The sequence below is a fragment of the Mannheimia sp. genome (genome assembly GCF_056854775.1).
Window position 1 is genome coordinate 1 of the sequence record NZ_JBXGGI010000095.1, and the last position, 26,634, is coordinate 26,634.

The following is a 26,634-nucleotide window of genomic DNA, read 5'->3' on the forward strand; positions in this document are numbered from 1 at the left end:
GGCGTAAAATTTGATACTGATTTTTCTTTAGGTATTGTAGGGCAATACCAAGTAGAAACATTATACAAAAAATGACGATCGCACCATAACCGAGAAAATGCTCTAGTTCTTTGATCGGATCGGCACCTAATACCGTTTCATTACCTGTATATAATAGCTGAGCCACCCAAACTAGCGGTAATAAGCAGCCAAGATGAATGAGTATGCGTAATCCGGTTAGCATTAGTAGTTCACCTTTAAATCTAAGCCACGGTATAAATTTGCCACTTCATTTTCGTAGCCATTAAACATTAGTGTTGGTTGGCGTTTGACGGATAATAACCCGCCTGCACCAATTACTCGTTCAGATGCTTGCGACCAACGTGGATGATCAACATTTGGATTCACATTAGCATAAAAGCCATATTCATTTGGAGCAAGACTTTCCCAAGTAGTGAGTGGGCGTTTTTCAGCAAAGGTGATTTTCACAATCGACTTAATGCTTTTGAATCCATATTTCCAAGGTACGACTAAGCGAATAGGTGCACCGTTTTGCGGTGGCAGGGTTTTACCGTATAAACCGACGGATAGTAGTGTTAATGAATTTAAGGCTTCATCTAAGCGTAAAGCTTCTACATAAGGATAATCAATCCCACCGCCTAGCAAGCGATTTTTTTGCCCCGGCATTTGTGCAGGATCATATAAAGTGTGAAAGACCACATATTTGGCTTTACTGGTTGGTTTTGCCATCTCAATTAAGCGAGCTAACTCAAAGCCTATCCACGGCACAACCATTGACCACGCTTCAACACAGCGAAAACGGTAAATGCGTTCTTCTAGTGGAAACGTATTAAGCAATTGTTGATGATTTAAGCTAAACGGATTTTCAACTTCGCCGCCAATTTCCAATGTCCAAGGATCGGTTTTGAAGTTTGCCGCATTTTTTGCCGGTGCACTTTTATCCACACCAAACTCATAGAAATTGTTATAGCCTATTACTTTGTTTTCCGGAGTGAGTTCAAGCCCTTTATTGGGATCCGGTTTAAACTGTAGTGATTGCAAGTGTCTTTGTGTTTCTGCCATACTTACTTTAGGCAATGCAGAAGCTGCAATACCTAAACCTAACGCAGTAATAATTTTACGGCGTTGGTAGAAAATAGTTTCAGGTGTAACATCTTGAATTGTTAATTTTTTCATCGAACTATCCTTTTTTTATGAATTGTTGTTATTATTTTGGACTAAGCTGATCTAGAATTCTTACAAAATAAGTGTAATTTTTTATTGGGTATTCCCTAAAGGAGATATATGAAGAGTCTATCTTCTATACAGATAGAAGAGATTAGAAAGCAAATGGTTAAATTTGCCACCCTACAACTAGCCGATAAAGATTTAGCCGAGGATGTTGTACAAGATGCCTTAACCAATGCCTATAAGCATTCAGCCTCTTTTCGGCGAGAAGCTGCACTTAAAACTTGGATTTTTGCTATTTTAAAGAACAAAATTTTAGATTTCCTCAGAACACGAAAACGACATATTCCGGTCAGTTCTCTATGTGAGGAAGAAGAATCACCAAGTGCCTTTTTCGATCGCCACGATCATTGGTTGGAACATCAAGATGTAACTGAATGGAGGGGGATAGCTCAATCAACTTACCAAAAAGAATTTTGGGCAATTTTTGATATTTGTTTAAATAAATTACCCGCCCAGCAAGCACGAGTATTTATGATGCGTGAACATTTGGAGATGAGTAGTGCGGAAATTTGCCATGAATGCGAAATTTCTCTCTCTAACTTAAATGTATTACTTTATCGTGCTCGTTTACGTTTACAAGAGTGTTTATCTCGCAATTGGTTTAGAGAGGAATCAAAATGAAATGCAGGCAAGCAACAGAACTTATTTCACAGTCTTGTGATGAGAAACTTCGTTTGCAACAACATATGCGTTTGCAGTTGCATCTTTTGGTATGCCCTAAATGCCGCAATTTTAATAAAAATACCAAGAAATTAGGCAAGATATTAAGAGCTTACTGTAACGATAAAGATGCTCCGTTCTGATTTATTATACATTTTAAAAGGAGAAAAATATGCGTTATTGGTTAATAAGTTTAAGCATACTATTAAGTGGCTGTGTCGTGCCAGTTACTCCTACAGGGCAAGCCGGTATCCCTATGCCGATTATCATTGGCGTCTCAGATCCACTTGATTCTAAAGAGGTTCACATTTGTACTCTAAAGCCATTTACTCAGGAATATCGTAGTGAACATAGTAGCCGAGGCAGAGCTAAATTAAATGTACAAAAGCAATGCCTTGCAAACCACAGTGAAATGTTTTGTGAAGAAAAAGATATTGTTTGCAAAACCTACGATTAGTTAAACAAGCGGTCGTATTTTATCTGTTTTTTGCAAAATTTTCCTAAAATTTGACCGCTTGTTTATTTAAGCAGATAACATCAAAATTTTATGAGGATTGTCTATGCAGCCCATCAATATTGCCATCGCAGGTGCTGGCTTTTCCAGCCGAGTTTTTCATATCCCGTTTTTGAAACAAGATGCTCGTTTTAATATTGTAAAGGTATATGAACGTACCTCTAACAATGCGGCAGAATGGTTGCCGAATGCAGAAACAGTGCGGGATTTCAACGCTCTTTTAACGCCAGAAGTGGATTTAGTGCTGATTACTACACCGAATCAAACTCATTATGCAATGGTAAAAGAGTCATTGCTTGCAGGCAAACACGTTTTAGTGGAGAAACCGTTAGTGGCAACAGCGGCTGAGGCGGAAGAGTTAGCAGCACTTGCAAAGCAGCAAGGAAAGGTACTTTATGTGTACCAAAACCGCCGGTGGGATAGCCATATTGCGACGGCAAAATTGCTAATGGAGCAAAATTTACTGGGAGAGTTGGTAGATTGTGAAATTCGTTTTGACCGTTATGCGAAAGAGAAAAATGCTAAAGTATGGAAAGAATCAGGCGAGCTTGGCACAGGTTTAGTGTATGACTTAGGTGTACATTTAATTGACCAAGCTTTGTATCTTTTCGGGAAGCCGGAGGCGGTGTATGCTGATGTGCGTTATCAGCACGAAGGGGCATTGGTTGATGATAACTTTGATATTCAGCTCTATTATGCTAACGGTTTTAAAGTGGTGCTGAAAGCCAGCCGATATGCTCGTGAACCAAGCCCGACATTTGTATTACACGGAAAATTAGGCTCTTACCTGAAACAAACTCCCGATAATCAAGAAGATTTGCTGAAAAATGGCGTACAACCTATTGGCAAAGATTGGAATCTCGAAGAAAAGGAGAACTGGGGAATTTTACACACTGAAGTGGAAGGCAATGTGGTTCGCCAGCCCTATCCAAATGCAGAAGTCAGTTATCAAAATCTGTTTGATAATTTATACCAAGTGATAGCCCACAACGCCGAGCCGATTATCAAGCTAGAGGAAGTCATTTTTGTACTCAAAGTGATTAACGGTGTATTTGGAAGTGCAAAATCAGGGCAAAAAATCTATTTGTAAAATTTTGATCATTTCTGACCGCTTGGAATAAAAAATGGGGAAAATATATTCATTTTCCCTCTTATGGCATAAGCATCCACGTTTGTGCCTTTTAATACTCAGTTAATTTAAAAATCTAACTGTTAGTCAAAATATCTAACTAAATTCGGAATATTATTTCTCTATCTTAACGCCTTATCCCAAAAACTATCCAACTCCCAATTTTGTGGAATCCCCATATATTCTTTTTGAATTTGAGGGTAGTTATCTAATAATTCTTTTAGTCTTTTTATCCAAGTAGAATTAGGGCTAATTTCATATAACATCACTTGAATAGCAACCAAAATAGGATAAAGACGCTTATCTGCATTAATATTTGTATTATTTAATGAAATTGCAGACGAAAGCCATTGTGTGTTTTTACTTATTGGGATTTTAATAATACGTCCAAATTCTCTATTCCATAGTCGGCTGTGGTGAGCACAAATATTTCGTACATCATTTAAGACTTTTAGCCAAGACTCTAAAATAGGTGCTTGTACACCAAAATGTTGTGCTATTGGCTTTTGGTATTTTTCTAATAATCCTGAGTATAAATGGCTTAACTCTCCCCAAGTTAGCATTTCAATCATCATCCAAGAAGGTAATAATTTAGGTGTGTTATATTGTGTGAGGTAATGCCGTAAGAAATTTTCTTTACGAACATTATTGAGTAAGCGATCACGCTCTTTATCGTCAATATTGTTGTTTTTATATCTTTTTAAAATATGCTTTTCATCACGTTCTAATCGTTGTTGCTCATCAGTAAGTTGTTTTTCGATATTAGCTAGAAGGCGGTAAAGATTAAAATTATTTTGGAAATAATCTTCTTTAATATACCAAAAAGGATTTTGAGATTGTATGCTCATCTCATTACTAATTTTTGTACGAATAGATACTTCAATACGTTCAATCGCATCAAGCACTATTAATCTTAGTTCACGGTCGAAAATATATAAGTTAAGAATATCATTAAATTTGGTATCAGGCTTAAATTGATGAGAAGTATTACCTAGTTGCTGAAAGGGAATCGTATAAGCAGAAAAACGATAATAGCTAATATGCTCTAAATAGCGTTCGGCACGGGTTTCATCGGGAATAATTAAACCTCTCTCTTTCCACTGTTGTACAAGTTCTGAATTAGATTTAGCTGGTTTGATGAATTGGCTCATTTCTATTTTCCGTGTAAAAAAAAACCTGCAAATTTGTGCGTAACTAAGTGAACTTAGTCATAGGCATAGCAGGTATGTTATTTATTATAATATCACAGAAGATATTTTTTACAACTATATCTAAATCTAATAATGCTTCCTTGATAATATAATTTAGCTAACTTCCATTGCTTTTCCCCTTTCAATTGGCTAATATGCAACCTCATCCGTAGTTAGAATACTTAATATGTTAAGTTTTAACTGTTTCTTCAATCTAATAAGGATCATCTCAAATGAATAAACTTATTGCCTCTCTTGTTGCATCAAGCTGTGCAACCGCTTTTGCAGCCCCGGTTCAACACAATAATTTCCACACCAACACTCATACTTACGAATTTACCCAATCTTATGATTTAGTGGTTCCACAAGGTTCTTCCGGCACAACGAATTTATGGATTCCGCTGCCGTCTGATACCGACTATCAAACTGTTAAATCCATTGAATTTGAAGGCAGCTATAAAACGGCGTATATCACCGAAAATAACGCTTATGGTGCAAAAACGCTTTATGCTACTTGGGATAAAGATGCACCGAAACGTGATATGAAAGTGAAGTTGGTTATCCAAACTCAAGACCGTGAGCCGATGGCTCAAGGAGCGTTGAAAGATTACCAAATGCCGGAAAAAATCATCTATTCTGTGGATGTTTTGGAATACTTAAAACCAACGGCACACATTAAAACAGACGGTATTGTGAAAGAGTATGCCGATAAAATTGTGGGTAACGAGAAAAATCCTCTCAAACAAGCCGAACTTATCCACAACTGGATAGTAAATAATATGGAGCGTGATAACTCTGTGTTGGGTTGTGGCGATGGTGATGTAGAGAAAATCCTCACCACCAAAGTGTTAAAAGGCAAATGTACCGACATTAACTCCGTATTTGTTGCATTAGCTCGTGCCTCAGGCATTCCGGCACGTGAAGTGTTTGGTATCCGTTTAGGTAAAGCGGATAAAATGAGCCAATATTCCAAAACCGCATTCGGTAGTTCAAAAGACGGTATTGCGAACGAAAACAGCGGACAACACTGCCGTGCGGAATTCTATTTAGCCGGATTCGGTTGGGTACCGGTGGATTCTGCCGATGTAGCAAAAATGCGTTTAGCTGAGAAAAAAGAAGTAACAGATGCTGATGTTCAGGCTGTCTCTAAATATTTATTCGGCAACTGGGAAATGAACTGGGTAGGTTTTAATCACGGTCGTGATTTCAACTTATATCCACAACCTGAGTTAGCACCGCTTAACAACTTCGGTTATCCGTATGCAGAAGTAGGTGGCGATCCGTTAAATTCCTTTGATGCAAAAGAATTTGGCTATGAGCTCATCTCCAAAGAATTATAACAGTAGCTATAACAACAAATTCATTACAATGTGTATCACCGCTGTAGTAACAGCGGTGAGTTCCACCTTGTGCTGCATTGCACCGCTCATTTATTTGTTGTTTGGAATTTCATCTCCTTGGCTGATGGAATTAAATCAGCTCGAATTTTTGCAAATTCCAATGCTGATTCTCTCCCTTTTGGCATTTGGTTACGGTTTTTGGCTGTTGAATTTTTCTAACAAAATTATCTGCACTAAATACTTTTCCCGCAGAACCTTAGTGATTTTGTATTGGGTGGTGTTTGTGGTGGTTATTTTCTTTTTAACTTACCCTTATGTTTTGCCGTACATTTTGGAAATGTGGGGCGGAGAATAAAATGAAAAAATATGTCGCATCTATGTTGTTGGCTTTTGGATTGATTAATTCAAGTTATGCACAAGAAAAAGCCGTTCAAACCGAAATACAACAAGCTGAAAAAACAGTGGTACTTCACATTCCTGAAATGTACTGCCAACTTTGTGTCTATTTAGTAAATAAAGAACTGCGAGCGGTAGAGGGCGTAATTTCGACCAAAGCCTCAATGAAAGAACGAACTGCAACCGTAGTCGCCAAAGCGAATGTGGATAATCAAGCGTTAATACAAGCGGTCGAAAAATTGAAATATTCTGCAAAAGTGATGTAAGAAATAAGCTCAAACAAAGGTTTGAGCTTTTTCTTTTATTAATCCCTCTCTCATTTTCTTATCAAAGTATTCATCTATATTTGTTTTCAAAATAAAACCAAATTGCTTTAATTTGAAATATTTTTCTGGTTTTGTGATCTTAATCACAGTTTTCAAAATGAAAATGTTTTACTATTTGCACATCTCGACACAGAGATGAAAAAATGTAATTTTTATTTTGAAAAATACGGAGGTCTTTATGATCGAAACAATCACACACGGAGCAGAATGGTTTATCGGTTTGTTCCAAAAAGGTGGTGAAACCTTAGTTGGAATGATAAACGGTATTTTGCCTCTTTTAATTTCATTACTGGTAGTAATGAATGCATTGATCAAATTCATTGGGCAAGATCGTATTGAAAGACTTGCTCAACGCAGTGCAGGAAACCCGATTTCTCGCTATTTAATCTTACCTGTTATCGGAACATTTGTTTTTTGTAATCCGATGACATTGAGCTTAGGGCGTTTCTTACCTGAGCGTTACAAGCCTAGCTACTATGCAGCTGCATCTTATAGTTGCCACTCAATGAATGGATTATTTCCTCATATCAATCCGGGCGAGTTATTCGTTTACTTAGGTATCGCCAGTGGATTAACCACATTAGGCTTACCGCTTGGTCCTTTAGCTATCAGCTATTTGTTAGTAGGTATGTTCACTAACTTCTTCCGTGGCTGGATTACGGACTTCACTACCGCATTTTTTGAAAAGCGAATGGGTATTACATTAGATAAAGAAGTTCATTTATCTCACTAATTAAACAGAATGAAAAGTAGAGGAATGTATTATGAGTAACAAAGCTATTTATATTGAAAAAGGCAATGGCGGTTGGGGTGGTCCATTAACATTACCTGTAGTAGAAGGCAAAAAAGTGCTTTATATGACAGGAGGAACACGCCCTGCCATTGTGAATAAATTAGTGGAATTAACAGGCTGGGAGGCAGTAGACGGCTTCAAAGATGGCGAGCCACTGGCGGAAGAAATTGGTATTGCGATTATTGATTGTGGTGGTGTATTACGTTGTGGGCTTTATCCGAAACGCCGTATTCCAACTATTAATATTCACGCAACAGGTAAATCAGGTCCATTAGCTGAATTTATCGTAGAAGATATTTATGTATCGGCGGTAAAAGAGCATAACATTCGCTTAGTTGATGCAGAAGAGGCTTCTTCTGTAGTTACTGAGCCCAAAACAGTCGTTCCAAGCCAAGCGAAAGAGTATGACTCAAGTAAAAAAATTACCGAGCAAAGTGATGGTTTATTAGCAAAAATTGGAATGGGAATGGGCTCTGTTGCAGCATTATTCTTCCAAGCCGGACGAGATACGATTGATACCGTGCTTAAAACCATTTTACCGTTTATGGCATTCGTTTCCGCCTTAATCGGGATCATTATTGCTTCAGGCTTAGGAGATGTGATTGCACACGGCTTGACACCGTTAGCTAACAGTCCAATCGGATTAGTGATTTTAGCCTTGATCTGCTCATTCCCTCTCCTCTCGCCATTCTTAGGTCCTGGAGCGGTTATTGCACAAGTTATTGGGGTGTTAGTAGGTACACAAATCGGTTTAGGCAATATTCCACCACATCTAGCCTTACCTGCTTTATTCGCAATTAATGCTCAAGCTGCTTGTGATTTTATTCCTGTCGGTCTTTCAATGGCAGAAGCAAAACAAGATACCGTAAGAGTGGGCGTTCCTTCCGTATTGGTTGGTCGTTTCTTAACAGGTGCACCAACAGTGCTGGTTGCTTGGGCAGTTTCAGCATTTATCTATCAATAATGAATTACAAGCGGTTAAATTTACAAATTTTTTTGCAAAATGCACCGCTTGTAAATAAAGAGAGAACATCTATATGGCAATTATTTATACAACAACCTTTACTAAAATTGGTAATTTTGCTCAAGAATCTTTACAAGACAATATGTTAATTACTTTTAAACAGGGTGCTCCTGCAGACTTGGAAGATTATTGCTTCATTCATAATCCATCTGAATTAAGTAGCCCTTTACAAGTAGGCGATATTGCAGAGTTTGATGGTGTAGATTATCCAATTACGGCAGTCGGTAGCGTTGCATCAGAAAACTTATCATCGCTCGGACACATCACTTTCCGCTTTGATCGTTCAACAGAGGCTGAATTTCCGGGAAGTGTTCACGTTATCGGAACACCACCGCAAGGTTTATCGGAAAATTCAACCTTGATTATCAAGCGTGATTAATAACGGATTACAACTTATTTCAAATTGAAAATTTAGAGGAATACATTATGAAAAATGAAAAAAAAGTGGCTATCGTTGTAGGTGGTGGTCAAACACTTGGAGCTTTTTTATCTGAAGGGTTAGCTGATGCTGGCTATCGTGTAGTTGTTGCTGATTTAAACGGCGAAAATGCACAAAAAGTGGCTAAAGATATTAATGCAAAACAAGGCGAAGGTAATGCGATTGGCGTGCAAGTAGATGCTGGAGATGAGCCCAGTGTTGAAGCATTAGCTAACGCTACCGATTCCGCATTTGGGCGTGCTGATGTATTAGTTTATAGTGCAGGAACGGCAAAAGCATCACCTATTTGGGATTTCAATTTAAACGATTTTGATTTATCGGTAAAAGTGAATTTAACAGGTTATTTCTTAACCGCAAAACATTTCTCTCGTTTAATGATTCGTGATGGAATTAAAGGACGGATTATTCAAATTAACTCAAAATCGGGTAAAGTGGGTAGTAAATATAATTCAGGTTATAGTGCAGCAAAATTTGGCGGCGTAGGCTTAACGCAATCTTTAGCGTTAGATTTAGCAGATAAAGGCATTACCGTGCATTCATTAATGTTAGGTAATTTATTGAAATCACCGATGTTCCAATCGTTAATTCCACAATATGCAGCGAAACTTGGTATTCCGGAAAGCGAAGTAGAACAGGTTTATATCGATAAAGTACCTTTAAAACGTGGTTGTGATTATCAAGATGTATTGAATGTCTTAAAATTCTATGCCAGCGAAGAAGCGGCGTATTGCACAGGACAGTCTATTAATATTACCGGCGGACAGGTGATGTTCTAAGAGCATAAGCGGTTGGTTCTGTTCATTATGGAAGTTGCAAAAAAATGAACAAAATCGACCGCTTGTATTTTATTTGGAGGAGCAATGAATTCAACAACCGTCTTCATTATTTTTGCTATAGTAATGTGGCTTTTACAAATTTTATTCGGGTGGCTTCAAATCAAAGCATTTAATCAAGCCTTTATGGAAATTAGCCGGAAAGGAAAAGTAACTGTTGGGCGTAACAGTGGTCGCTTTAATCCAAAATCCATTATTGTGCTGGTATTTGATGAGCAGAAAAAAATTGTTGATAGCCTTTGTATGAAAGGATTCTCTGTTTTTGCTCGACCACAAAAATTAGATGACGTGATTGGCTTATCCATTGATGAAATTGTACCAGAAAAAATCTTTCCAACGGATAAACGCTCACAGTTTGCCTTAAAAGTAGCTATCTCTTCCGGATATAATGCTTAGGATCAAAAATAATATAATTTTTATTTCATTTTGAATATTTTTTATTTGAAATGAGATAATATAGAGAGGAAAGAATGAAGATAAGCAGTGTCATTTTTGATATGGATGGGGTAATGATTGATTCAGAACCCCAATGGGCGGAAGCCCAAATTGAAGTATTAGAAACGTTAGGAATTAATATTACGGTTGAAGATTGTGAAAAATTTACAAGGGGTAAACGCATAGATGAACTTAGCGAAACTTGGATAAAAAAATTCAATTTAACGATTTCTAATGCCGAATTAAGTGAGGCTATTCTTACTTATGGTTGTAATGCGATACAAAAATCAGGCTCTGCGTTAGCAGGATTATATGAATTATTGGATTTCTTACAGTCTAATAATATCAGACTTGCTGTGGCAACATCATCGCCACCGGTTATTATCGAGGCGGTTTTTGATCGTTTAAAATTATGGGATTACTTCCCTATTCAATGTACCGCAATGGACGAAGATTACGGCAAGCCACACCCGGCTGTTTATCTGAGTGCAGTAAAGAAACTTGGTATTGAGAAACAAGAATGCATTGTTATTGAAGATAGTGTAACGGGCTTAATCGCAGCAAAAGCGGCAAATTTAACCACTTTTTTAGTTAATCCACATTATCAAAACGAAAAATTTTCGATTGCTGATGAAAGAATGTTTTCCCTTTTAGATGTAATCACAAAGTTAAAACAGTATTAGCATAGATTGAAATCTCCAATCGTTGCTAATTGGAGATAAAAATGAAACCATTTGAAAGACGACAACAAATTTTAGCGTATTTAGCCAATCACGGTAGAACGGAAGTGGATGTGCTTGCAGCTTATTTTAAGCTAACAGGGGCAACTATTCGTAAAGATCTCACTGCTTTAGAAGATGATAATAAAGTGCTACGAACTTATGGTAGTGTTGTGTTAATTTCGGATGAAACCTTTGATAGAAAAGAAAAAATAGCAACTACAGATAAGGAAGATAAACCGATCGCACAGAAAACCGGTATTAATCTTCAACAAAAACAACGTATTGGACAAAAAGCCGCAGAATTAATTAATGAAGGAAACTCTATTATTTTTGATGCGGGCAGTACAGTGCTTCAAATGATTCCCTATCTAAAACCATTTGATAATCTCTCTTTAATGACAAATAGTTTAACGATTTTTAATGAAATTTTAAAACTCAATAAATCGTATAACTTACTTATTTCCGGTGGCACATTTCGTGAAAAATCAGCATCATTTCACGGTTATTTTGCTGAATCAGCTTTTATTGGTTCAAATTTTGACATACTCTTTATCGGTACTGATGGATTAGATTTAGATGTTGGATTAACGACTTTCAATGAAGTATATAAAGTCAGTTCTCTAATGTGCGATGCTGCAAATAAAATTGTCTTACTTGCGGACTCCAGTAAATTTGGACGTAAAAGCCCCAATATCGTTTGTGGTTTAGAGAAAATCCATACTATTATTACCGATGAAGGATTATCTCAAGAAATGAGAGAACAAATTAAATCGAAAGGAATTGAGTTGTTAGTTGTATAAGGGCACAAAAATGAATCATTTAGACAGTGCAAAAGAAACGCTAAGCCTTTACGCTCAGCAGATTATCACGCTAAACCATCGACTCTCTGAAGAATTTAATGAGGTCGTTGAAATGATGCTGGCTTGTCAAGGGCGAGTGGTGGTAGGTGGTATTGGCAAATCAGGATTAGTGGGGAAAAAGATGGTGGCGACATTTGCCTCCACAGGAACGCCAAGTTTTTTCCTTCATCCGACAGAAGCTTTCCACGGCGATTTAGGAATGCTAAAGCCGATTGATATGGTCATTTTAATTTCCAACAGTGGCGAAACCGATGATGTGAATAAGCTGATTCCCAGCCTGAAAAATTTCGGTAACAAAATTATTGCGATGACGGGCAATCCTTACTCCACACTTGGGCGAAATGCGGATGTGATTTTAAATATCGGCGTAGAGCGTGAGGCTTGCTTGAACAATCTTGCTCCAACCAGCTCGACGTTGGTTACTATGGCATTAGGTGATGCATTGGCGATTGCATTAATGAAAGCCCGTGATTTCCGCCCTGAAGATTTTGCCCGCTTCCACCCGGGTGGCAGCCTTGGTAGAAGATTGTTAAATCGAGTGAGAGATGTAATGGTGCGAAACTTGCCGATTGCCGATCTCAATACCCCGTTTACTGAATGTTTATCTGTGATGAACGAAGGCAGAATGGGCGTTGCAGTCATTATGCACGAGGGAAAATTGGAAGGGATTATTACCGATGGTGATATTCGTCGAACTTTAGCCAAATACGGTGCGGAAAGCCTAAGCAAAACCGCAGAAGAAATTATGACTCACAATCCTAAAACGATTAATGATTCCGTATTCTTAGTCAAAGCGGAAGATTTAATGAAAGAGCTTAGAATTCACTCGCTTATTGCGGTTGATGACAACGGTAAAGTTACCGGCTTGATAGAGTTCTCGAGTTAATTTTGTAGGGACGCACTGCGTACGTCCGTTTACAAGCGGTTATTTTTTATTAAAATTTTGCAAAAGAAATATATTTTTGGATGCAGGCAGTGTGTCCCTACTATTAAAACCGAACAAATTTTGTTTGGTTTTTTTGTATTAAAATTAAAAATGTGATCAAGATCACATTTTTAAATTACGCCTAAAAAAAATAATGTGATCTGGTTCACATTTTTGAGAGAAATATTTTTGTAACTTTTTAAAATGGTGCTATTTTGCACAGGATTTATTCAACCCTAATTTTCTCTCCTTTTCGAGGTTCTTATGTCTAATTTAAAAGTGAAAGTTCAAGGCTTTGGACGCTTTCTCTCTAATATGGTGATGCCAAACATCGGTGCATTTATTGCCTGGGGCTTCATCACTGCTCTCTTTATTCCAACAGGTTGGTTGCCGAATGAAACCTTCGCTAAACTGGTTGGTCCGATGATTACTTATTTGCTACCGCTTTTGATTGGTTACAGTGGTGGTAAATTAGTCGGCGGCGAACGTGGTGCGGTTGTGGGTGCAATTACCACAATGGGGATCATCGTGGGTTCTGAAATCCCGATGTTCTTAGGTGCAATGATTGTAGGTCCATTAGGCGGCTGGGCGATTAAAGCATTCGATAAAGCGATTGACGGTAAAGTGAAAAGCGGTTTTGAGATGTTGGTAAACAACTTCTCGGTCGGTATCATCGGTATGATTTTAGCGATGCTTTCATTTGCGTTCATCGGTAGTATTGTAACCCAAATTTCTGCGGCATTAGGTGCTGGCGTGGGTGCATTAGTTGAGGCTGGTTTATTACCACTGACTTCTATCATCGTTGAGCCGGCGAAAATCCTATTCTTAAACAATGCAATCAACCACGGTGTATTCACTCCGCTTGGTACAGCACAAGCACAGGAAGTGGGTAAATCTATCCTGTTCTTGATTGAAGCGAACCCGGGCCCAGGCTTTGGTGTCTTGCTTGCTTATATGTTCTTCGGTCGTGGTACAGCAAAACAAACGGCAGGTAGTGCATCAATCATTCACTTCTTAGGGGGTATCCACGAAATTTACTTCCCATATGTGTTAATGAGCCCACGTTTAATCTTAGCGGTAATCGCAGGTGGTGCAACAGGCGTTTTAACTAACTCATTATTAGGCGGTGGCTTAATCGCTCCGGCTTCTCCGGGTTCTATTTTTGCAATCCTTGCGATGACTGCACCGGGTGCACATTTTGCGGTAATTGCTTCTGTAGTGCTTTCTTGTGCGGTAACTTTTGCGATTGCTTCAGTATTACTTAAAACACAAAAAACTGATGCTTCATTAGAAGATGCACAAGCACAAACCCAAGCAATGAAAGCAGAGAGCAAAGGTGTGGCGGTAGCTGCGGTAAACGGCAATATCCGTAAAATCTATGTAGCGTGCGATGCAGGTATGGGCTCAAGTGCGATGGGTGCAAGTATGTTACGTAAAAAAGTACAAGCAGCCGGCTTAAACATTGAAGTACAAAACTTAGCGATTAACGATTTACCGAAAGATGCTCAGTTGGTTATCACTCACAAAGACTTGACTGCTCGTGCACAACAACGTGTTGCATCAGCTCAACACTTATCTTTAACCAATTTCTTAGACAGTGCGTTTTACGACAGCTTAATTGCGAAATTAGGCAACAACCAGCCACAACAAGCGGTTGAAAATAGCCAAAATTTTGCAAATCCGGTTGTGGTTGAAGGAGCACAAGAAGAAGGCTTAAAACTTCAAGCATCGCAAGTGTTCTTAGGTTTAACGGCAAACAGCAAAGAAGAAGCTATCCGCTTTGCTGGTGAACAATTAGTGAAAGCTGGCTTTGTGCAACCAAGTTATGTTGATGCAATGTTTGCTCGTGAAGAGTTAGTTTCGACTTACTTAGGTGAAGGTTTAGCCGTTCCACACGGCACAGCGGATGCGAAAGATAGCGTACTGAAAACAGGTATCGTGGTTTGCCAATATCCGAACGGTGTTCGCTTCACCGATGAAGAAGATGGTGTAGCGAAATTAGTGGTAGGTATTGCGGCAAAAGGCAATGACCACATTCAGATTTTAAGTGCGATTACCAACGCTTTAGATGATGAACAAGCAATGCAAACTTTAACGCAAACTCAAAATGTAGATGAAGTATTAGCATTATTGGCTAAATAATATTATGGGGCGACTTTCGCCCCTTTGTCTTTATATTAATTTTTCGGAGAACAAATTATGAACGCACTCCATTTCGGTGCAGGCAATATCGGACGTGGCTTTATCGGTAAATTATTGGCAGATAGCGGCGTGTTCGTTACTTTTGCTGATATTAACCAACCTCAAATTGACCAAATCAACCAAAACAAACAGTATGGCGTGAAAATTGTGGGCGATGCAAGCCGTGTTGAAATGGTTAAAAATATTGCGGCGATCAATTCTAAAGATGAAGCGGCGGTTATCGAACAAGTTAAAACAGTTGATTTAATTACCACTGCCGTTGGTCCAAACGTATTAGGCTTTATCGCCCCACTTTTTGCAAAAGCACTAGTGGCTCGTGTGGAAAGCGGTAATACTCAACCGTTAAACATTATTGCCTGTGAAAATATGGTGCGTGGTACAACGTTCTTTAAAGGCAAGATTTTTGAAAACTTAACTGCTGAGCAACAAGCAGAAGTGGAAAAATTGGTCGGTTTTGTGGATTCTGCGGTAGATAGAATTGTGCCACCGGCAGAGCTAAACGAAAACGATCCGCTTGAAGTAACGGTTGAAGAATTTAGTGAATGGATTGTGGATAAAACTCAATTTAAAGGCTCAATTCCAGATATTAAAGGAATGGAATTAACCGATAACCTAATGGCATTTGTGGAGCGTAAATTATTTACACTTAACACAGGGCATTTAATTTGTGCTTATTTAGGCAAACAAGCTGGTGTGCAATGGATCAAAGAAGCGATTGCAATTGATGAAATCAAAGCCCAAGTTAAAGCCACAATGGAAGAGAGCGGTGCGGTATTAATTAAACGTTATGGTTTTGATGAGGCAGCACACGCAACCTATATCGAGAAAATTCTCAAACGTTTCGCCAACCCATACTTAAACGATGATGTAAACCGTGTCGGTCGTGAGCCAATCCGCAAACTCAGCCCGAATGATCGTTTAATTAAGCCACTTTCAGGCACATTAGAATATGGTTTACCATATAGCAACTTAGTGAATGGCGTGGTAATGGCGTTGCAATATCGTAATGAAGAAGACTCACAAGCGGTCGAATTGAGCCAATTTATTGCAAATCACGGTGTAGCCGCAGCAGTTGAGAAATACACCGGTTTAACCGACCAAGCTGTGATTGCGAAGGTTGTTGGGTTATATCAGTAAGTCTGGATATTGTGGACTACATCGACAAACTTAGTGAGGAAGCCACGTTACGGGGCTTTCTCGCCACCGCAAATCAGCTGTTCACCAATGCGGTGGAGCAGTTGATTGAGCGAGTGTTTCGCAAAACGGATTTTGCATTAAAGTCAGTGGTGGATTCCTTGTTTGAACATCAAGGTCCACTCGCTGATCTTTCTGTTCGCTTAAAAGTTTTACTCGGCTTAGGTGTGATTTCGCCTAAAGTGTTTGAAGATATTTCGCTTTTTCTTGAAGTGAAATCCCATTTAAGCGAAGAAGAAGAAGACTTCTCCTTCTCCCACCCTGCGGTGGTGCAATTTGCCAAAGATTTAAACCACGTCGATTTTTTGCCGATTAATGAATTGCTGAATGTAAAAGCAACAAAAGGCAATAAAGATTCAATGTTGTTTCAAATGCAGCAAATGCGGTTAGAAAAGATCGTGCGTTCCAGCTTGATTTTGGCGGTTACCGAAATTGATGAACAGTTAAATGTGGAAAGCCCGTTATAATCGTTAGGGACGCACTCTGTGCGTCCATTTACAAGCGGTTAGATTTTGCTAAAATTTTACAAATATAAATTAATAGATGCACGCAGTGTATCCACCTAAATTCCTTCTCTTTTTGATCTTCTCGACTTTTTTATTTCCCTAAAGCGGTGTAATCTATCTCTAACTATTTTGGAGGATAAGACTATGCAATCGCTTCTTGCTTTCGTGCCTGATTTTTTACAGCAGCCGCTCTTTTGGGTAATGGCTCTCCTTGTGTTTGCCATTTGGCAATTTATCCAAAACAAACTGCGGATGGATGTTGTTGCCTTAATTGTAATGCTCTTTTTTAGCCTAACGGGCATTTTGTCGGTAAAAGAGGTATTAGCTGGGTTAAGCGATCCAAATGTAGTGCTGATTGCTCTCCTTTTTATTGTGGGCGAAGCCTTAGTGCGAACAGGGGTAGCAAATCAAGTAAGCGATTGGCTAATGCGTGTTTCGGGAGCAAGTGAAACAAAGGTATTAGTGCTATTAATGCTTTCCATTGCAGGGCTAGGATCTTTTATGAGTTCCACCGGCATTGTGGCGATTTTTATTCCTGTGGTATTAGCGATTTGTGCCGGAATGGGAATTTCCCCCCGCCGTTTAATGATGCCGTTGAGTGTTGCAGGTTTGATCAGCGGTATGATGACCCTAATTGCCACGCCTCCCAATCTTGTTGCTCATTCCGAATTAGTAAAATCGGGCTTTGAAGGCTTTAGTTTCTTTAGCTTTACGCCGATTGGCTTAATCATTTTAGTGCTAGGTATCGGCTATATGCTGGTTGCCCGCCGTTGGTTAGATAATGGTGAACAGCGTGAGGAGCTAAACTCAGCTAAACATTTTTCGATGTCTCACTTAATTGAAGAATACCAACTACGTGGCAGAGCCAAAATGCTATTAGTTGAGCCTGATTCTATCTGTGTCGGCAAAACCATTGGGCAACTGGATTTACGCATTGTGCACGGCTTGAACATTGTCGCCATTCAACGTAATAAACATTTCAGAACCATCACGATAAATGCTTCTGTAAATGAAGTGTTTCAGCCCAAAGATATTTTGTTACTCGATACCGCCTTAGACGATGAAGCCTATCAACAACGTTGCGAGGAGCTTAAGCTTCGCCCGATTGAACTAAAGGGTGAGTTTTTCTCGACCCATTATCGCTCGGTAGGTATGGCGGAAATTTCAGTAATGCCTGAGGCTGAATGTATCGGCAAAACCATTCGAGAGTTAAAGTTTCGCTCAAGATATCATTTAAGCATTGTCGGTTTAAAACGGGGTGGTGAAATCATACAAGATGAATTGCTTGATACGCCGTTGAGATTTGGGGATTTGTTATTAGTAATGGGGGTTTGGCAGCAAATTCACCGAATGGACGGTGATCACCGTGATTTCTTCTTGCTAAGAGCCCCAACAGAAAGCAAAAATGCACCGCCGGCTCTAAGCCAAGCACCGCACGCTCTTTTTTCTGTATTCACAATGGTGGTGCTGATGATTACAGGCATTGTACCGAATGTGATGGCGGCGCTGATTGCTTGTTTGATGCTAGGTAAATTCCGCTGTGTTGATGTAAAAAGTGCCTATGATTCCATTCATATGCCAAGCATTATTTTAATTGTGGGTATGATGCCGTTTTCTATCGCCTTACAAAAAACAGGTGGGGTAGATTTAACCGTCCGCCTTTTACTTGATGTGATGCAGGGTTTAGACGTGCATTTTGTCTTGATTGTATTATTTGTTTTTACGGCAATTCTAAGTGCGTTTATTTCCAATACCGCAACGGCGATTTTGGTGATGCCGATTGCGATTGCTATCGCTAACCAATTAGGCTACTCAGCTGCTCCGTTTGCAATGATTGTAGCGGTTTCCGCTTCTGCTGCCTTTATGACACCGGTTTCTTCACCGGTAAACACAATGGTGCTTGCCCCGGCTGGTTATAAATTTGTGGATTTCGTCAAAGTCGGTGTACCGTTTACGGTGCTGGTGATGCTGGTTTCGGTATTTGTGATTCCTCTGCTTTTCCCACTCTAATTTCTTTCAATACAAGCGGTTATTTTTTTGTAAATTTTTACAAAAAAATGACCGCTTGCTTGCCTTCTCAAAAGTGTGATCTACCTCTCAAATTTACAAAAATATTTATAACTATTTGATTTTAAATGATTTTTATATTTTTGCTTTGATTGACTTTAAACTGCCTTAAGAGTACCTTATGAAACGTAATTTTACTATTTGAAATTTTAACTTTTAGAGGTATCCAAAATGACTATTCGAGTGTCTTATGACGATTTAAAAGCTCAATTTAAACGTGTTTTACTTTCCCGTAACGTGCGTGAAGAAATTGCGGAAGAGTGTGCAACCGTGTTTGCGGATACTACCCAAGCTGGTGCGTATTCACACGGGGTAAACCGTTTCCCACGTTTTATTCAACAGTTAGAGAACGGTGATGTGATCCCTGAAGCCGAGCCGACGAAGGTATTATCATTAGGTGCTATTGAGCAGTGGGACGCTCACCAAGCTATCGGTAACTTAACCGCCAAAAAAATGATGGACAGAGCGATGGAGCTTGCTTCCCAAAACGGTATCGGTGTGGTGGCATTGCGTAACGCAAACCACTGGATGCGTGGCGGTTCTTACGGCTGGCAAGCGGCAGAAAAAGGTTACATCGGTATCTGCTGGACGAATGCCTTAGCGGTAATGCCACCTTGGGGTGCAAAAGAGTGCCGTATCGGAACGAACCCGTTAATCATCGCAGTGCCGACAAATCCAATCACAATGGTGGATATGTCTTGTTCAATGTACTCTTACGGAATGTTGGAAGTTCACCGCTTAGCAGGTCGCCAAACTTTCGTAGATGCCGGTTTTGATGATGAAGGCAACCCAACCCGTGATCCGGCAACTGTGGAGAAAAACCGCCGCTTAATGCCAATGGGCTTCTGGAAAGGTTCAGGCTTATCTATTGTGTTAGATATGATCGCAACATTGCTTTCTAACGGTGAATCTACAGCGGCAGTAACCGAAGATAAAGATGACGAATACTGCGTTTCACAAGTCTATATCGCTATTGAAGTGGATCGCTTAATTGACGGCAAAACCAAAGACGAAAAACTCAACCGTATTATGGATTATGTTCGCACAGCAGAGCGTGCAGACCCAGATGTAGCAGTTCGCTTACCGGGACACGAATTTACCCAAATTCTTGCTGATAACAAAGCCAACGGCATTCCGGTAGATGATACCGTTTGGGCGAAATTGCAGGCGTTGTAAAGAAAAACTCCCCTCTTTTCTAAAGAGGGGGATTAGATCGAGCGAATGTATCGTTCATCTGAAAAAATACAAGCGGTTCAATTTCCAAAAAATTTTGCAAAACGGAGCAATCAATGTTTTTCGGTCATATTTCAAATTACAATCCTGCTCAATATCCAAAAGCGATTCAATTCGCCTTGGATTATTTAAAAAATACCGATTTTGATGCGATGGAAGCCGGCGTTTACGAACTCAAAGGGCGTGATATTTACGTTCAAGTGTTAGATCTTGAAACGAAAGAAAAATCTGCTTATCAGCCGGAAGTGCATCAAAATTATTTAGACGTGCAATATTTACACAAAGGTGTGGAATTAATGGCGGCATCCATTGATTTAGGCAATAACCCTGTTGCGGTGGAATATAACCCTGAGCGTGATATTCAATTTTATGCATCGGTGCAAAATGAAAATGAATTCCGCTGTGAGGCAGGTAATTTTGCAGTGTTCTTCCCTGAGGATACACACCGAACAGCTATTTTTGCAGGAGAAGCAAAAATCCGCAAAGTGGTGGTAAAAATTAAAATGAGTGAAATTTGAGGTAGTTTATGAAAGCCTTTGCTCAATTAGTTGGAAAAGCATTAGAGGCATTGGTGGTAATTATTTTATCCGCTATGTCTATCTTGGTTTTCCTCAATGTCGTATTACGTTACGGCTTTAATAGCAGTATTAACGTTACAGAAGAAGTTTCACGTTATATGTTTGTATGGCTTGCTTTCTTAGGTGCTGTATTGGCGTTTAGTGAAAACCAGCACGTTAGAGTAACAATGCTGACAGACAAATTATCGCCGGTTGGTAGAAATATTTTAAGTGTGTTTACTGATTTAGCGATGTTGTTCTGCTGCTACTTAATTGTAGATGGTAGTTGGATTCAATTTAATCTTAACTTGAATAACTTTGCCCCAATTTCAGGCTTACCGCAAGGCATTACTTTCCTTGCAAGCACGGTTGCAGGTGTATTAATCGGTATCTTAATTGTTGTACGCATTGTTGCAACCATTGGCGTAATTGCGAAAGGAGAAAGTAAATGACTGTTGTAATTTTTCTTTCCGTATTACTTGGCTCGATTTTATTAGGCATTCCGGTTGCCTTTGCACTTTTAGTCTGCGGCGTGGCTTTAATGCTGCACTTAGATCTGTTTGATGCTCAAATCCTTGCTCAACAAATCGTCAGTGGTGCAGACAGCTTCTCACTAATGGCGATCCCGTTCTTCATCCTTGCCGGTGAAATTATGAACGAAGGTGGTTTGTCTAAACGCATTATCGACTTACCGATGAAGTTAGTGGGGCACAAACGGGGTGGCTTGGGTTTTGTGGCAATCTTAGCCGCAATGATTATGGCAAGCCTTTCCGGTTCTGCGGTAGCGGACACGGCGGCAGTAGCAGCAATGTTGTTACCGATGATGAAAACCACTGGTTATCCGATTGATAAATCTGCGGGCTTAATCGGCACGGCAGGGATTATCGCCCCAATCATTCCGCCGAGTATTCCGTTTATTGTATTTGGTGTGGCAAGTGGCGTATCCATTACTAAACTGTTCTTAGCCGGTATTTTCCCGGGCATTATGATGGGTATCTGCTTAGCTGCTCTTTGGTGGTGGCAGGCAAAACGTTTAGATTTAATGACCTTCTCAAAAGCAACCAAAGAAGAGTTATGTATCTCGTTTAAAAACAGTATTTGGGCGTTATTGTTACCTGTGATCATCATCGGCGGTTTCCGCTCAGGGATGTTCACGCCAACTGAGGCAGGTGCGGTAGCGACATTCTATGCGTTGATTGTTTCACTGTTCGTTTACCGTGAAATGAAGTTTAAAGACTTATACAAAGTGGTATTAGCGGCAGCAAAAACGACCGCAGTGGTAATGTTCTTGGTAGCAGCGGCAAACGTAACCGGCTGGTTAATCACGGTGGCAGAGTTACCGACAATGCTCACCGAACTCTTAGAACCGTTAATTGAAAGCCCAACGACCTTACTATTGGTGATTATGCTTGCGGTATTTATTATCGGTATGGTGATGGACTTAACCCCAACGGTATTAATCTTAACGCCGGTACTAATGCCGTTAGTGGAAGAAGCGGGTATCGACCCGGTGTACTTCGGTGTGTTATTCATCTTAAATACGTCAATCGGCTTAATTACTCCACCGGTGGGCAACGTGTTAAACGTGATTACCGGTGTATCAAAATTACCGTTTGACCAAGCCGCTAAGGGTGTATTCCCTTACTTGATGATGATGATTTTCTTGTTACTCTTATTGGTATTCTTCCCATCGCTCGTACTCGTACCGTTGGAATGGATGCAGTAAATTTAACCTTGCAAGCGGTTAAAAATCGCAAAAAATTTGCAAAAACTGACCGCTTGCAGCCCACAATTTGTTTATCACAGGAGAACCCTATGAAACTTTTTAACTTAAAAACTTTAGCCGCATTAGTTGCAGGTGTAGCCGTAATGAGTTCTTCAGCAATGGCTGAAACTTCACTACGTTTCGGTTACGAAGCACCACGCTCAGACAGCCAACACATCGCAGCGAAAAAATTCGATGAGTTATTAGCTGAAAAAACCAAAGGTGAAATCAAATTAAAATTATTCCCGGACAGCACCCTAGGTAATGCACAAACGATGATCAGTGGCGTGCGTGGCGGTACTATTGATATCGAAATGTCAGGTTCACCAAACTTCACCGGCTTAGAGCCAAAATTAAACGTGATCGACATTCCGTTTATCTTCAAAGATCGTGAGCACGTTTACAAAGTGTTAGACGGTGAAATCGGTCAAGGCTTATTAAAAGACTTAGAAGCTCAAGGCTTAAAAGGCTTAGCGTTCTGGGACGTTGGTTTCCGTGCGTTCTCTAACTCAAAACACGCAGTAAACAAACCGGAAGATATCAAAGGTTTAAAAGTACGTACCAACCAAAACCCAATGTACATTCAAGCGTTTAACTTATTAGGCGGTAACCCGGTGCCAATGCCGTTATCTGAGCTTTACACAGCGTTAGAAACCCGTGCGGTAGATGCACAAGAGCACCCAATCGGTATTTTCTGGTCGGCAAAATTATATGAAGTACAAAAACACTTAAGCTTAACCAACCACGGCTACACCCCGTTAATCGTGGTAATGAACAAAGCGAAATTTGACGGCTTAGCACCTGAACTTCAAACTGCATTATTAGAAGCGGCGAAAGAAGCGGGTCAATTCCAACGTGATCTAAACGTGAAAAACGAACAAGAGATCATCGAGAAATTACGCAAAGCGGGTATCGAAGTGATCGAGAAAGTGGATAATGCACCGTTCAAAGCAGTAATTGAAGCAGAAGTTCGTAAAGCTTTCGTTGAAAAACACGGCGATGAATTATTGAAAAAAGTGGATGCTTTGGCACAATAATATAAGCTAAAGTAAGTCTCTTAACATAATAACTTCGCATTAAAACCGACAAGCGGTAAGAAATTGCAAATTTTTTGCGAAATCCAACCGCTTGTTGTTCTTCTTCAGGTTGTAAGGAAAATATGATGAACTACACACTCGGCATTGACTGCGGCGGTACTTTTATCAAAGCCGCACTTTTTGACAATCAAGGCAATATTCAAGCACTTCATCGTGAAAACGTATCGGTTATCAGTGAAACCGCAGGCTATGCAGAGCGTGATATGCAACAGCTTTGGGCGGTTTGTGCGGAAGTGGTACGTGTAACGATCGAAAAAAGTGGCGTAAACCCAAGCGATATTAAAGGAGTTGGCATTTCCGCCCAAGGCAAGGGGGCATTTTTGCTCGATAAAAATGAGCAACCTCTTGGGCGTGCCATTCTTTCTTCCGACCAACGTTCTTTAGAGATTGTGAAACAGTGGCAAGCTGAGGGAATTCCACAGAAACTTTACCCCATCACTCGCCAAACGCTGTGGACAGGTCATCCGGTTTCCATTTTGAAATGGGTACAGAAAAATGAACCCGAGCGTTATGCACAAATCGGCTCAGTGCTGATGTCGCACGATTATTTGCGTTTTTGCCTAACCGGCGAGCTACATTGCGAGGAAACCAATATTTCTGAAAGTAATCTCTACAATATGGCGAAGGGTGAATACGATCAAAGTTTAGCTGATTTGCTCGGTATGCCTGATGTGTTGGAAAAAGTACCGCCGGTGATTGAGCCGAATAAAATTGCAGGTTATGTAACTGAAGAGGCGGCAAAATTAACAGGTTTAGCCGTAGGTACGCTTGTTGTTGGTGGTTTATTTGATGTGGTTTCAACGGCTCGCTGTGCAGGTTTAGATGATGAAACAAAGCTCAACGTGGTGCTAGGGACTTGGTCGGTGGTAAGTGGTATTACTGATAATATCGATTTAAGCCAAGAATTACCATTTGTTTATGGGCGTTATGCTGAGCCAGGTAAATTTATTGTGCACGAGGCAAGCCCAACATCGGCAGGCAACTTGGAATGGTTTGTTAAACAATGGAGCAATTTAAGCTACCAAGAAATTAATGAGGGCATTGCCGCATTACCACCGGCAGGTAGCTCGGTGTTGTTTGTGCCGTTTCTTTACGGCTCAAATGCAGGTTTGGGTATGCAGGCAAGTTTCTACGGAATGCAGTCTTACCATACGCAAATGCACTTGCTGCAAGCGATTTATGAAGGGGTACTGTTTAGCTTAATGACGCACTTAAACCGTATGTTTATTCGCTTCCCACAAACTAATGTGCTGCGAGTTACAGGCGGACCGGTGAAATCAACAGTCTGGATGCAAATGTTGGCGGATCTAACAGGAATGAGGCTTGAAGTACCACAAGTGGAAGAAACAGGCTGCTTAGGTGCGGCATTAATGGCTATGCAAGGTGTTGGGTTAGATATTAGTCAAGTACAAGCCCTAAATGCAGAAATGCAAGTGTTTGAGCCAAATGCTGAACATTACGCAGCATATCAGACGAAATATCAGCGTTATCAAAAACTAACTGAGGCACTTAAAGCAATGATTTAACGGACTTTAGACACGTTTTACAAGCGGTCATATTTTGTAAAAATTGCAAATTATGACCGCTTGTGGTTTATAAATTATAGGGATAACGAAGAATTGATTTATTATAGAAATTACCGTTAATATGTGTTTTATGTAAATGATATTGGCGATAACCTTTAAAGACTTCCTCATTTGGTGGTTGTGGGTTCACCCAAAAAGTATCTAATGATTGTTGATCCGTTAATCCTTCAAAATCGTAATTTGCTCGCCCTAAGGTTTTTACCGGCATATTATGTAATAAACCTGAAAGCCCGCTTGTTGAATTTAATGTAACCATACCTTTCCCTTTTCTTAAGAAAACAGGTAAAGGTACATCGTGAATATAAAAAACTTTATTGTTTAGATGAGGGTATTTTTCTAAAAATTCATAAATTACAATTTTATAATCGATAAACCCTCTATCCATTGGATGATGTTTGATAATTAAATTTAAATGTGAGGGAGCAAATTTTGCAAAAGAAGTTAACACTTCTCGTAAAAATATCTCAACACTTTTTTGATCGCTATGTACTCTTACTTGTGTGTCATCGTAAACTTGTAGTGGTACAATAAAAAAGTTGCCGAATTCACCATTTTCTACTCTTTTTGCAAAGCCACTATCATATAACCAATAACATAGTCTTTTTATGATAGATTTTGACCATAAATTAAGATAATACCTTAAATTGATAAAACGATGATGTTGATATTTAGGATATTCTTTACGCTTCTCATAGGCTTTTAAATAATAAGAGATAGCTCTCTTTGCCATATATTTAAAGCCTTTTGAAACTTTTTCAGGTTCAGGAGAATCTAATTTTGAATATTCTAAAAAGAAAGATTGATTTCTTGGCAGTGGAGAAAATGCATTTACACCCCATTTTTCAAGCGTAATATATTCGGGGCGGAAATAACCTTCTTCAAATGCCCAGAAAATAATATCTAAATTTGAGCAAACATTTTTAGCTATCTTATGGTAATAACGATTATCGCCAAAACATAAGATATTATCTATTTTATTTTTCTGGCAAAAATTAACTAAGAAATTTTCAAAATTTTCTAAACTATCACGATAAGCAAAGGTATTAGATCTATCATTCGGATAAAAATATTCATCACCACCATTGAAGTTTAATTTAAAGACTGTTTTTTGTTCTTTTTCTAGCCAATTTGCAAAATCTGTGAAAAAATATCCTATCGGACCTTGTAATAACAAAATCCGTTGGCTATTTTTAATTAATTCATCTAAATAATGTTCCATTCAGAGACCTTCGCTAAATTTAATTAATGCTGTGAAGTTTGACTAAAAACTCGATAAAGTTGTTTTAACTTTCCATATTGTTTACTTATCCAAGAACGCTTAATACCGTGATTAGATAATTGTTGCTTCTGTTGCATTAATAAATTAATGGCTTGATTGGCATCAATAAATTTACCCTGAATGGGGTCAATATAAAGCGGATAATAAATTAATGTTGCTGCAATTAATTGTGATAATGTAAGTGTTTTATTACGGCGTTCTATTTGTAATAAATCTTCCGTTAGCCCCCAACCTGCATAGAAAGGTATTCCATAACAATGCACTTTTTTACCTCTTAATAATGCTTCAAACCCAGCTAGAGAAGTCATTGTGTGCACTTCATCCACTTTTAA

At 39.3% G+C, this 26,634-nt stretch carries 29 protein-coding genes and 1 pseudogene; 25 read left to right on the top strand and 5 right to left on the bottom strand.

From position 1 onward, the window contains the following. Both ACJHV0_RS06415 and msrP read right to left on the bottom strand, forming a co-directional pair. Nucleotides 1-223, bottom strand: a pseudogene (locus ACJHV0_RS06415) (protein-methionine-sulfoxide reductase heme-binding subunit MsrQ); the annotation flags it as partial. Then, entirely contained in the window at nt 223-1,176 is a 954-nt protein-coding gene (gene msrP, locus ACJHV0_RS06420; RefSeq protein ID WP_006249758.1) for a protein-methionine-sulfoxide reductase catalytic subunit MsrP, read from the bottom strand. The pseudogene ACJHV0_RS06415 and the gene msrP, both read right to left, overlap by 1 nt. Nucleotides 1,177-1,284: 108 nt before the next feature. On the opposite strand from msrP, the gene ACJHV0_RS06425 reads away from it, so the two are divergent. From ACJHV0_RS06425 to ACJHV0_RS06440, 4 genes are all read left to right on the top strand, one after another. After that, on the top strand, nt 1,285-1,851 hold the full coding sequence (locus ACJHV0_RS06425; RefSeq protein WP_483133705.1) for a sigma-70 family RNA polymerase sigma factor: 567 nt from the start codon (nt 1,285-1,287) through the stop codon (nt 1,849-1,851). Continuing rightward, nucleotides 1,848-2,033 carry a zf-HC2 domain-containing protein gene (locus tag ACJHV0_RS06430; protein ID WP_006249756.1) on the top strand — a complete coding sequence of 62 codons (186 nt, stop codon included), beginning with the start codon at nt 1,848-1,850 and terminating at the stop codon, nt 2,031-2,033. The genes ACJHV0_RS06425 and ACJHV0_RS06430 overlap by 4 nt, the downstream gene beginning before the upstream one ends. 29 nt (nt 2,034-2,062) lie before the next feature. After that, complete coding sequence (locus ACJHV0_RS06435; protein ID WP_334235431.1) at nt 2,063-2,347, top strand: hypothetical protein; 285 nt, start codon at nt 2,063-2,065, stop codon at nt 2,345-2,347. 103 nt (nt 2,348-2,450) lie between these two features. Next, nucleotides 2,451-3,494 carry a Gfo/Idh/MocA family oxidoreductase gene (locus ACJHV0_RS06440; RefSeq protein WP_483133706.1) on the top strand — a complete coding sequence of 348 codons (1,044 nt, stop codon included), beginning with the start codon at nt 2,451-2,453 and terminating at the stop codon, nt 3,492-3,494. 161 nt (nt 3,495-3,655) lie between these two features. Here ACJHV0_RS06440 and ACJHV0_RS06445 read toward each other — a convergent pair whose 3' ends face one another. Beyond that, nucleotides 3,656-4,684, bottom strand: a complete 1,029-nt coding sequence (locus tag ACJHV0_RS06445) for an Abi family protein (protein WP_334234531.1) — start codon at nt 4,682-4,684, stop codon at nt 3,656-3,658. Nucleotides 4,685-4,956: 272 nt separating this feature from the next. Here ACJHV0_RS06445 and ACJHV0_RS06450 point away from each other — a divergent pair, with 272 nt between their 5' ends. The 21 genes from ACJHV0_RS06450 (at nt 4,957) to ACJHV0_RS06550 (ending at nt 24,963) form a co-directional block, all read left to right on the top strand. After that, nucleotides 4,957-6,063 (top strand): transglutaminase-like domain-containing protein, encoded by a 1,107-nt coding sequence (locus tag ACJHV0_RS06450; RefSeq protein WP_334232568.1) that lies wholly within the window; start codon nt 4,957-4,959, stop codon nt 6,061-6,063. Then, nucleotides 6,038-6,418 (top strand): mercuric transporter MerT family protein, encoded by a 381-nt coding sequence (locus ACJHV0_RS06455; protein WP_483133707.1) that lies wholly within the window; start codon nt 6,038-6,040, stop codon nt 6,416-6,418. Before ACJHV0_RS06450 ends, ACJHV0_RS06455 begins: the two co-directional genes overlap by 26 nt. A gap of 1 nt (nt 6,419) precedes the next feature. Beyond that, on the top strand, nt 6,420-6,725 hold the full coding sequence (locus ACJHV0_RS06460; protein ID WP_483133708.1) for a heavy-metal-associated domain-containing protein: 306 nt from the start codon (nt 6,420-6,422) through the stop codon (nt 6,723-6,725). Between the two features lie 238 nt (nt 6,726-6,963). Beyond that, complete coding sequence (gene srlA, locus ACJHV0_RS06465) at nt 6,964-7,518, top strand: PTS glucitol/sorbitol transporter subunit IIC (RefSeq protein WP_025235004.1); 555 nt, start codon at nt 6,964-6,966, stop codon at nt 7,516-7,518. A 31-nt stretch (nt 7,519-7,549) separates the two neighbouring features. Beyond that, nucleotides 7,550-8,542 carry a PTS glucitol/sorbitol transporter subunit IIB gene (gene srlE / locus ACJHV0_RS06470; protein ID WP_483133709.1) on the top strand — a complete coding sequence of 331 codons (993 nt, stop codon included), beginning with the start codon at nt 7,550-7,552 and terminating at the stop codon, nt 8,540-8,542. 73 nt (nt 8,543-8,615) lie between these two features. Further along, a complete protein-coding gene (gene srlB / locus ACJHV0_RS06475; protein WP_176812097.1) occupies nt 8,616-8,981 on the top strand; it encodes a PTS glucitol/sorbitol transporter subunit IIA in 366 nt (121 codons plus the stop codon). Nucleotides 8,982-9,028: 47 nt separating this feature from the next. Continuing rightward, complete coding sequence (gene srlD / locus ACJHV0_RS06480; protein WP_334235435.1) at nt 9,029-9,817, top strand: sorbitol-6-phosphate dehydrogenase; 789 nt, start codon at nt 9,029-9,031, stop codon at nt 9,815-9,817. A gap of 84 nt (nt 9,818-9,901) precedes the next feature. After that, nucleotides 9,902-10,270: a transcriptional regulator GutM gene (gene gutM / locus ACJHV0_RS06485; RefSeq protein WP_038643832.1), complete on the top strand. Its 369-nt coding sequence runs from the start codon at nt 9,902-9,904 to the stop codon at nt 10,268-10,270. Nucleotides 10,271-10,344: 74 nt separating this feature from the next. After that, the gene (gene hxpB, locus ACJHV0_RS06490) at nt 10,345-10,992 is read left to right on the top strand and encodes a hexitol phosphatase HxpB (RefSeq protein ID WP_025235008.1); all 648 of its coding nucleotides are present in this window, start codon (nt 10,345-10,347) and stop codon (nt 10,990-10,992) included. Between the two features lie 41 nt (nt 10,993-11,033). Continuing rightward, entirely contained in the window at nt 11,034-11,831 is a 798-nt protein-coding gene (gene srlR / locus ACJHV0_RS06495; protein WP_483133710.1) for a glucitol operon DNA-binding transcriptional repressor SrlR, read from the top strand. 10 nt (nt 11,832-11,841) lie between these two features. Next, nucleotides 11,842-12,777 (top strand): KpsF/GutQ family sugar-phosphate isomerase, encoded by a 936-nt coding sequence (locus tag ACJHV0_RS06500; protein WP_334235438.1) that lies wholly within the window; start codon nt 11,842-11,844, stop codon nt 12,775-12,777. A gap of 303 nt (nt 12,778-13,080) precedes the next feature. Then, on the top strand, nt 13,081-14,958 hold the full coding sequence (locus ACJHV0_RS06505; protein ID WP_483133711.1) for a PTS mannitol transporter subunit IICBA: 1,878 nt from the start codon (nt 13,081-13,083) through the stop codon (nt 14,956-14,958). 57 nt (nt 14,959-15,015) lie between these two features. Further along, entirely contained in the window at nt 15,016-16,155 is a 1,140-nt protein-coding gene (locus tag ACJHV0_RS06510) for a mannitol-1-phosphate 5-dehydrogenase (RefSeq protein ID WP_483133712.1), read from the top strand. Nucleotides 16,156-16,163: 8 nt separating this feature from the next. Beyond that, nucleotides 16,164-16,679: an MltR family transcriptional regulator gene (locus ACJHV0_RS06515; protein ID WP_025343172.1), complete on the top strand. Its 516-nt coding sequence runs from the start codon at nt 16,164-16,166 to the stop codon at nt 16,677-16,679. Between the two features lie 183 nt (nt 16,680-16,862). Beyond that, nucleotides 16,863-18,728, top strand: a complete 1,866-nt coding sequence (locus ACJHV0_RS06520; RefSeq protein WP_025235014.1) for an SLC13 family permease — start codon at nt 16,863-16,865, stop codon at nt 18,726-18,728. A 234-nt stretch (nt 18,729-18,962) separates the two neighbouring features. After that, nucleotides 18,963-19,961, top strand: coding sequence for a 3-dehydro-L-gulonate 2-dehydrogenase (gene yiaK, locus ACJHV0_RS06525; protein ID WP_483133716.1), 999 nt, complete (start codon nt 18,963-18,965; stop codon nt 19,959-19,961). A 113-nt stretch (nt 19,962-20,074) separates the two neighbouring features. Then, nucleotides 20,075-20,536: a NanQ anomerase/TabA/YiaL family protein gene (locus tag ACJHV0_RS06530; protein ID WP_483133713.1), complete on the top strand. Its 462-nt coding sequence runs from the start codon at nt 20,075-20,077 to the stop codon at nt 20,534-20,536. An 8-nt stretch (nt 20,537-20,544) separates the two neighbouring features. Further along, a complete protein-coding gene (locus ACJHV0_RS06535; protein WP_025235017.1) occupies nt 20,545-21,027 on the top strand; it encodes a TRAP transporter small permease in 483 nt (160 codons plus the stop codon). After that, nucleotides 21,024-22,301: a TRAP transporter large permease subunit gene (locus ACJHV0_RS06540; protein ID WP_483133714.1), complete on the top strand. Its 1,278-nt coding sequence runs from the start codon at nt 21,024-21,026 to the stop codon at nt 22,299-22,301. The genes ACJHV0_RS06535 and ACJHV0_RS06540 overlap by 4 nt, the downstream gene beginning before the upstream one ends. Nucleotides 22,302-22,390: 89 nt before the next feature. Beyond that, on the top strand, nt 22,391-23,377 hold the full coding sequence (locus ACJHV0_RS06545) for a TRAP transporter substrate-binding protein (protein WP_334235442.1): 987 nt from the start codon (nt 22,391-22,393) through the stop codon (nt 23,375-23,377). 125 nt (nt 23,378-23,502) lie between these two features. Then, nucleotides 23,503-24,963 carry an FGGY-family carbohydrate kinase gene (locus ACJHV0_RS06550; protein ID WP_483133717.1) on the top strand — a complete coding sequence of 487 codons (1,461 nt, stop codon included), beginning with the start codon at nt 23,503-23,505 and terminating at the stop codon, nt 24,961-24,963. Nucleotides 24,964-25,030: 67 nt separating this feature from the next. On the opposite strand, the gene ACJHV0_RS06555 is transcribed toward ACJHV0_RS06550, so the two are convergent. Together ACJHV0_RS06555 and ACJHV0_RS06560 are read right to left on the bottom strand one after the other, a co-directional pair. After that, nucleotides 25,031-26,242, bottom strand: coding sequence for a capsule biosynthesis protein (locus ACJHV0_RS06555; protein WP_334232603.1), 1,212 nt, complete (start codon nt 26,240-26,242; stop codon nt 25,031-25,033). A 23-nt stretch (nt 26,243-26,265) separates the two neighbouring features. Then, on the bottom strand, nt 26,266-26,634 hold a 369-nt coding region (locus ACJHV0_RS06560; RefSeq protein WP_483133715.1), incomplete at its 5' end, for a capsular polysaccharide export protein, LipB/KpsS family.

Coding starts and splice junctions, on each gene's coding strand:
- msrP (WP_006249758.1), bottom strand. CDS start 1,176: ATGAAAAAATTAACAATTCAAGATGTTACACCTGAAACTATTTTCTAC.
- ACJHV0_RS06425 (WP_483133705.1), top strand. CDS start 1,285: ATGAAGAGTCTATCTTCTATACAGATAGAAGAGATTAGAAAGCAAATG.
- ACJHV0_RS06430 (WP_006249756.1), top strand. CDS start 1,848: ATGAAATGCAGGCAAGCAACAGAACTTATTTCACAGTCTTGTGATGAG.
- ACJHV0_RS06435 (WP_334235431.1), top strand. CDS start 2,063: ATGCGTTATTGGTTAATAAGTTTAAGCATACTATTAAGTGGCTGTGTC.
- ACJHV0_RS06440 (WP_483133706.1), top strand. CDS start 2,451: ATGCAGCCCATCAATATTGCCATCGCAGGTGCTGGCTTTTCCAGCCGA.
- ACJHV0_RS06445 (WP_334234531.1), bottom strand. CDS start 4,684: ATGAGCCAATTCATCAAACCAGCTAAATCTAATTCAGAACTTGTACAA.
- ACJHV0_RS06450 (WP_334232568.1), top strand. CDS start 4,957: ATGAATAAACTTATTGCCTCTCTTGTTGCATCAAGCTGTGCAACCGCT.
- ACJHV0_RS06455 (WP_483133707.1), top strand. CDS start 6,038: ATGAGCTCATCTCCAAAGAATTATAACAGTAGCTATAACAACAAATTC.
- ACJHV0_RS06460 (WP_483133708.1), top strand. CDS start 6,420: ATGAAAAAATATGTCGCATCTATGTTGTTGGCTTTTGGATTGATTAAT.
- srlA (WP_025235004.1), top strand. CDS start 6,964: ATGATCGAAACAATCACACACGGAGCAGAATGGTTTATCGGTTTGTTC.
- srlE (WP_483133709.1), top strand. CDS start 7,550: ATGAGTAACAAAGCTATTTATATTGAAAAAGGCAATGGCGGTTGGGGT.
- srlB (WP_176812097.1), top strand. CDS start 8,616: ATGGCAATTATTTATACAACAACCTTTACTAAAATTGGTAATTTTGCT.
- srlD (WP_334235435.1), top strand. CDS start 9,029: ATGAAAAATGAAAAAAAAGTGGCTATCGTTGTAGGTGGTGGTCAAACA.
- gutM (WP_038643832.1), top strand. CDS start 9,902: ATGAATTCAACAACCGTCTTCATTATTTTTGCTATAGTAATGTGGCTT.
- hxpB (WP_025235008.1), top strand. CDS start 10,345: ATGAAGATAAGCAGTGTCATTTTTGATATGGATGGGGTAATGATTGAT.
- srlR (WP_483133710.1), top strand. CDS start 11,034: ATGAAACCATTTGAAAGACGACAACAAATTTTAGCGTATTTAGCCAAT.
- ACJHV0_RS06500 (WP_334235438.1), top strand. CDS start 11,842: ATGAATCATTTAGACAGTGCAAAAGAAACGCTAAGCCTTTACGCTCAG.
- ACJHV0_RS06505 (WP_483133711.1), top strand. CDS start 13,081: ATGTCTAATTTAAAAGTGAAAGTTCAAGGCTTTGGACGCTTTCTCTCT.
- ACJHV0_RS06510 (WP_483133712.1), top strand. CDS start 15,016: ATGAACGCACTCCATTTCGGTGCAGGCAATATCGGACGTGGCTTTATC.
- ACJHV0_RS06520 (WP_025235014.1), top strand. CDS start 16,863: ATGCAATCGCTTCTTGCTTTCGTGCCTGATTTTTTACAGCAGCCGCTC.
- ACJHV0_RS06530 (WP_483133713.1), top strand. CDS start 20,075: ATGTTTTTCGGTCATATTTCAAATTACAATCCTGCTCAATATCCAAAA.
- ACJHV0_RS06535 (WP_025235017.1), top strand. CDS start 20,545: ATGAAAGCCTTTGCTCAATTAGTTGGAAAAGCATTAGAGGCATTGGTG.
- ACJHV0_RS06540 (WP_483133714.1), top strand. CDS start 21,024: ATGACTGTTGTAATTTTTCTTTCCGTATTACTTGGCTCGATTTTATTA.
- ACJHV0_RS06545 (WP_334235442.1), top strand. CDS start 22,391: ATGAAACTTTTTAACTTAAAAACTTTAGCCGCATTAGTTGCAGGTGTA.
- ACJHV0_RS06550 (WP_483133717.1), top strand. CDS start 23,503: ATGAACTACACACTCGGCATTGACTGCGGCGGTACTTTTATCAAAGCC.
- ACJHV0_RS06555 (WP_334232603.1), bottom strand. CDS start 26,242: ATGGAACATTATTTAGATGAATTAATTAAAAATAGCCAACGGATTTTG.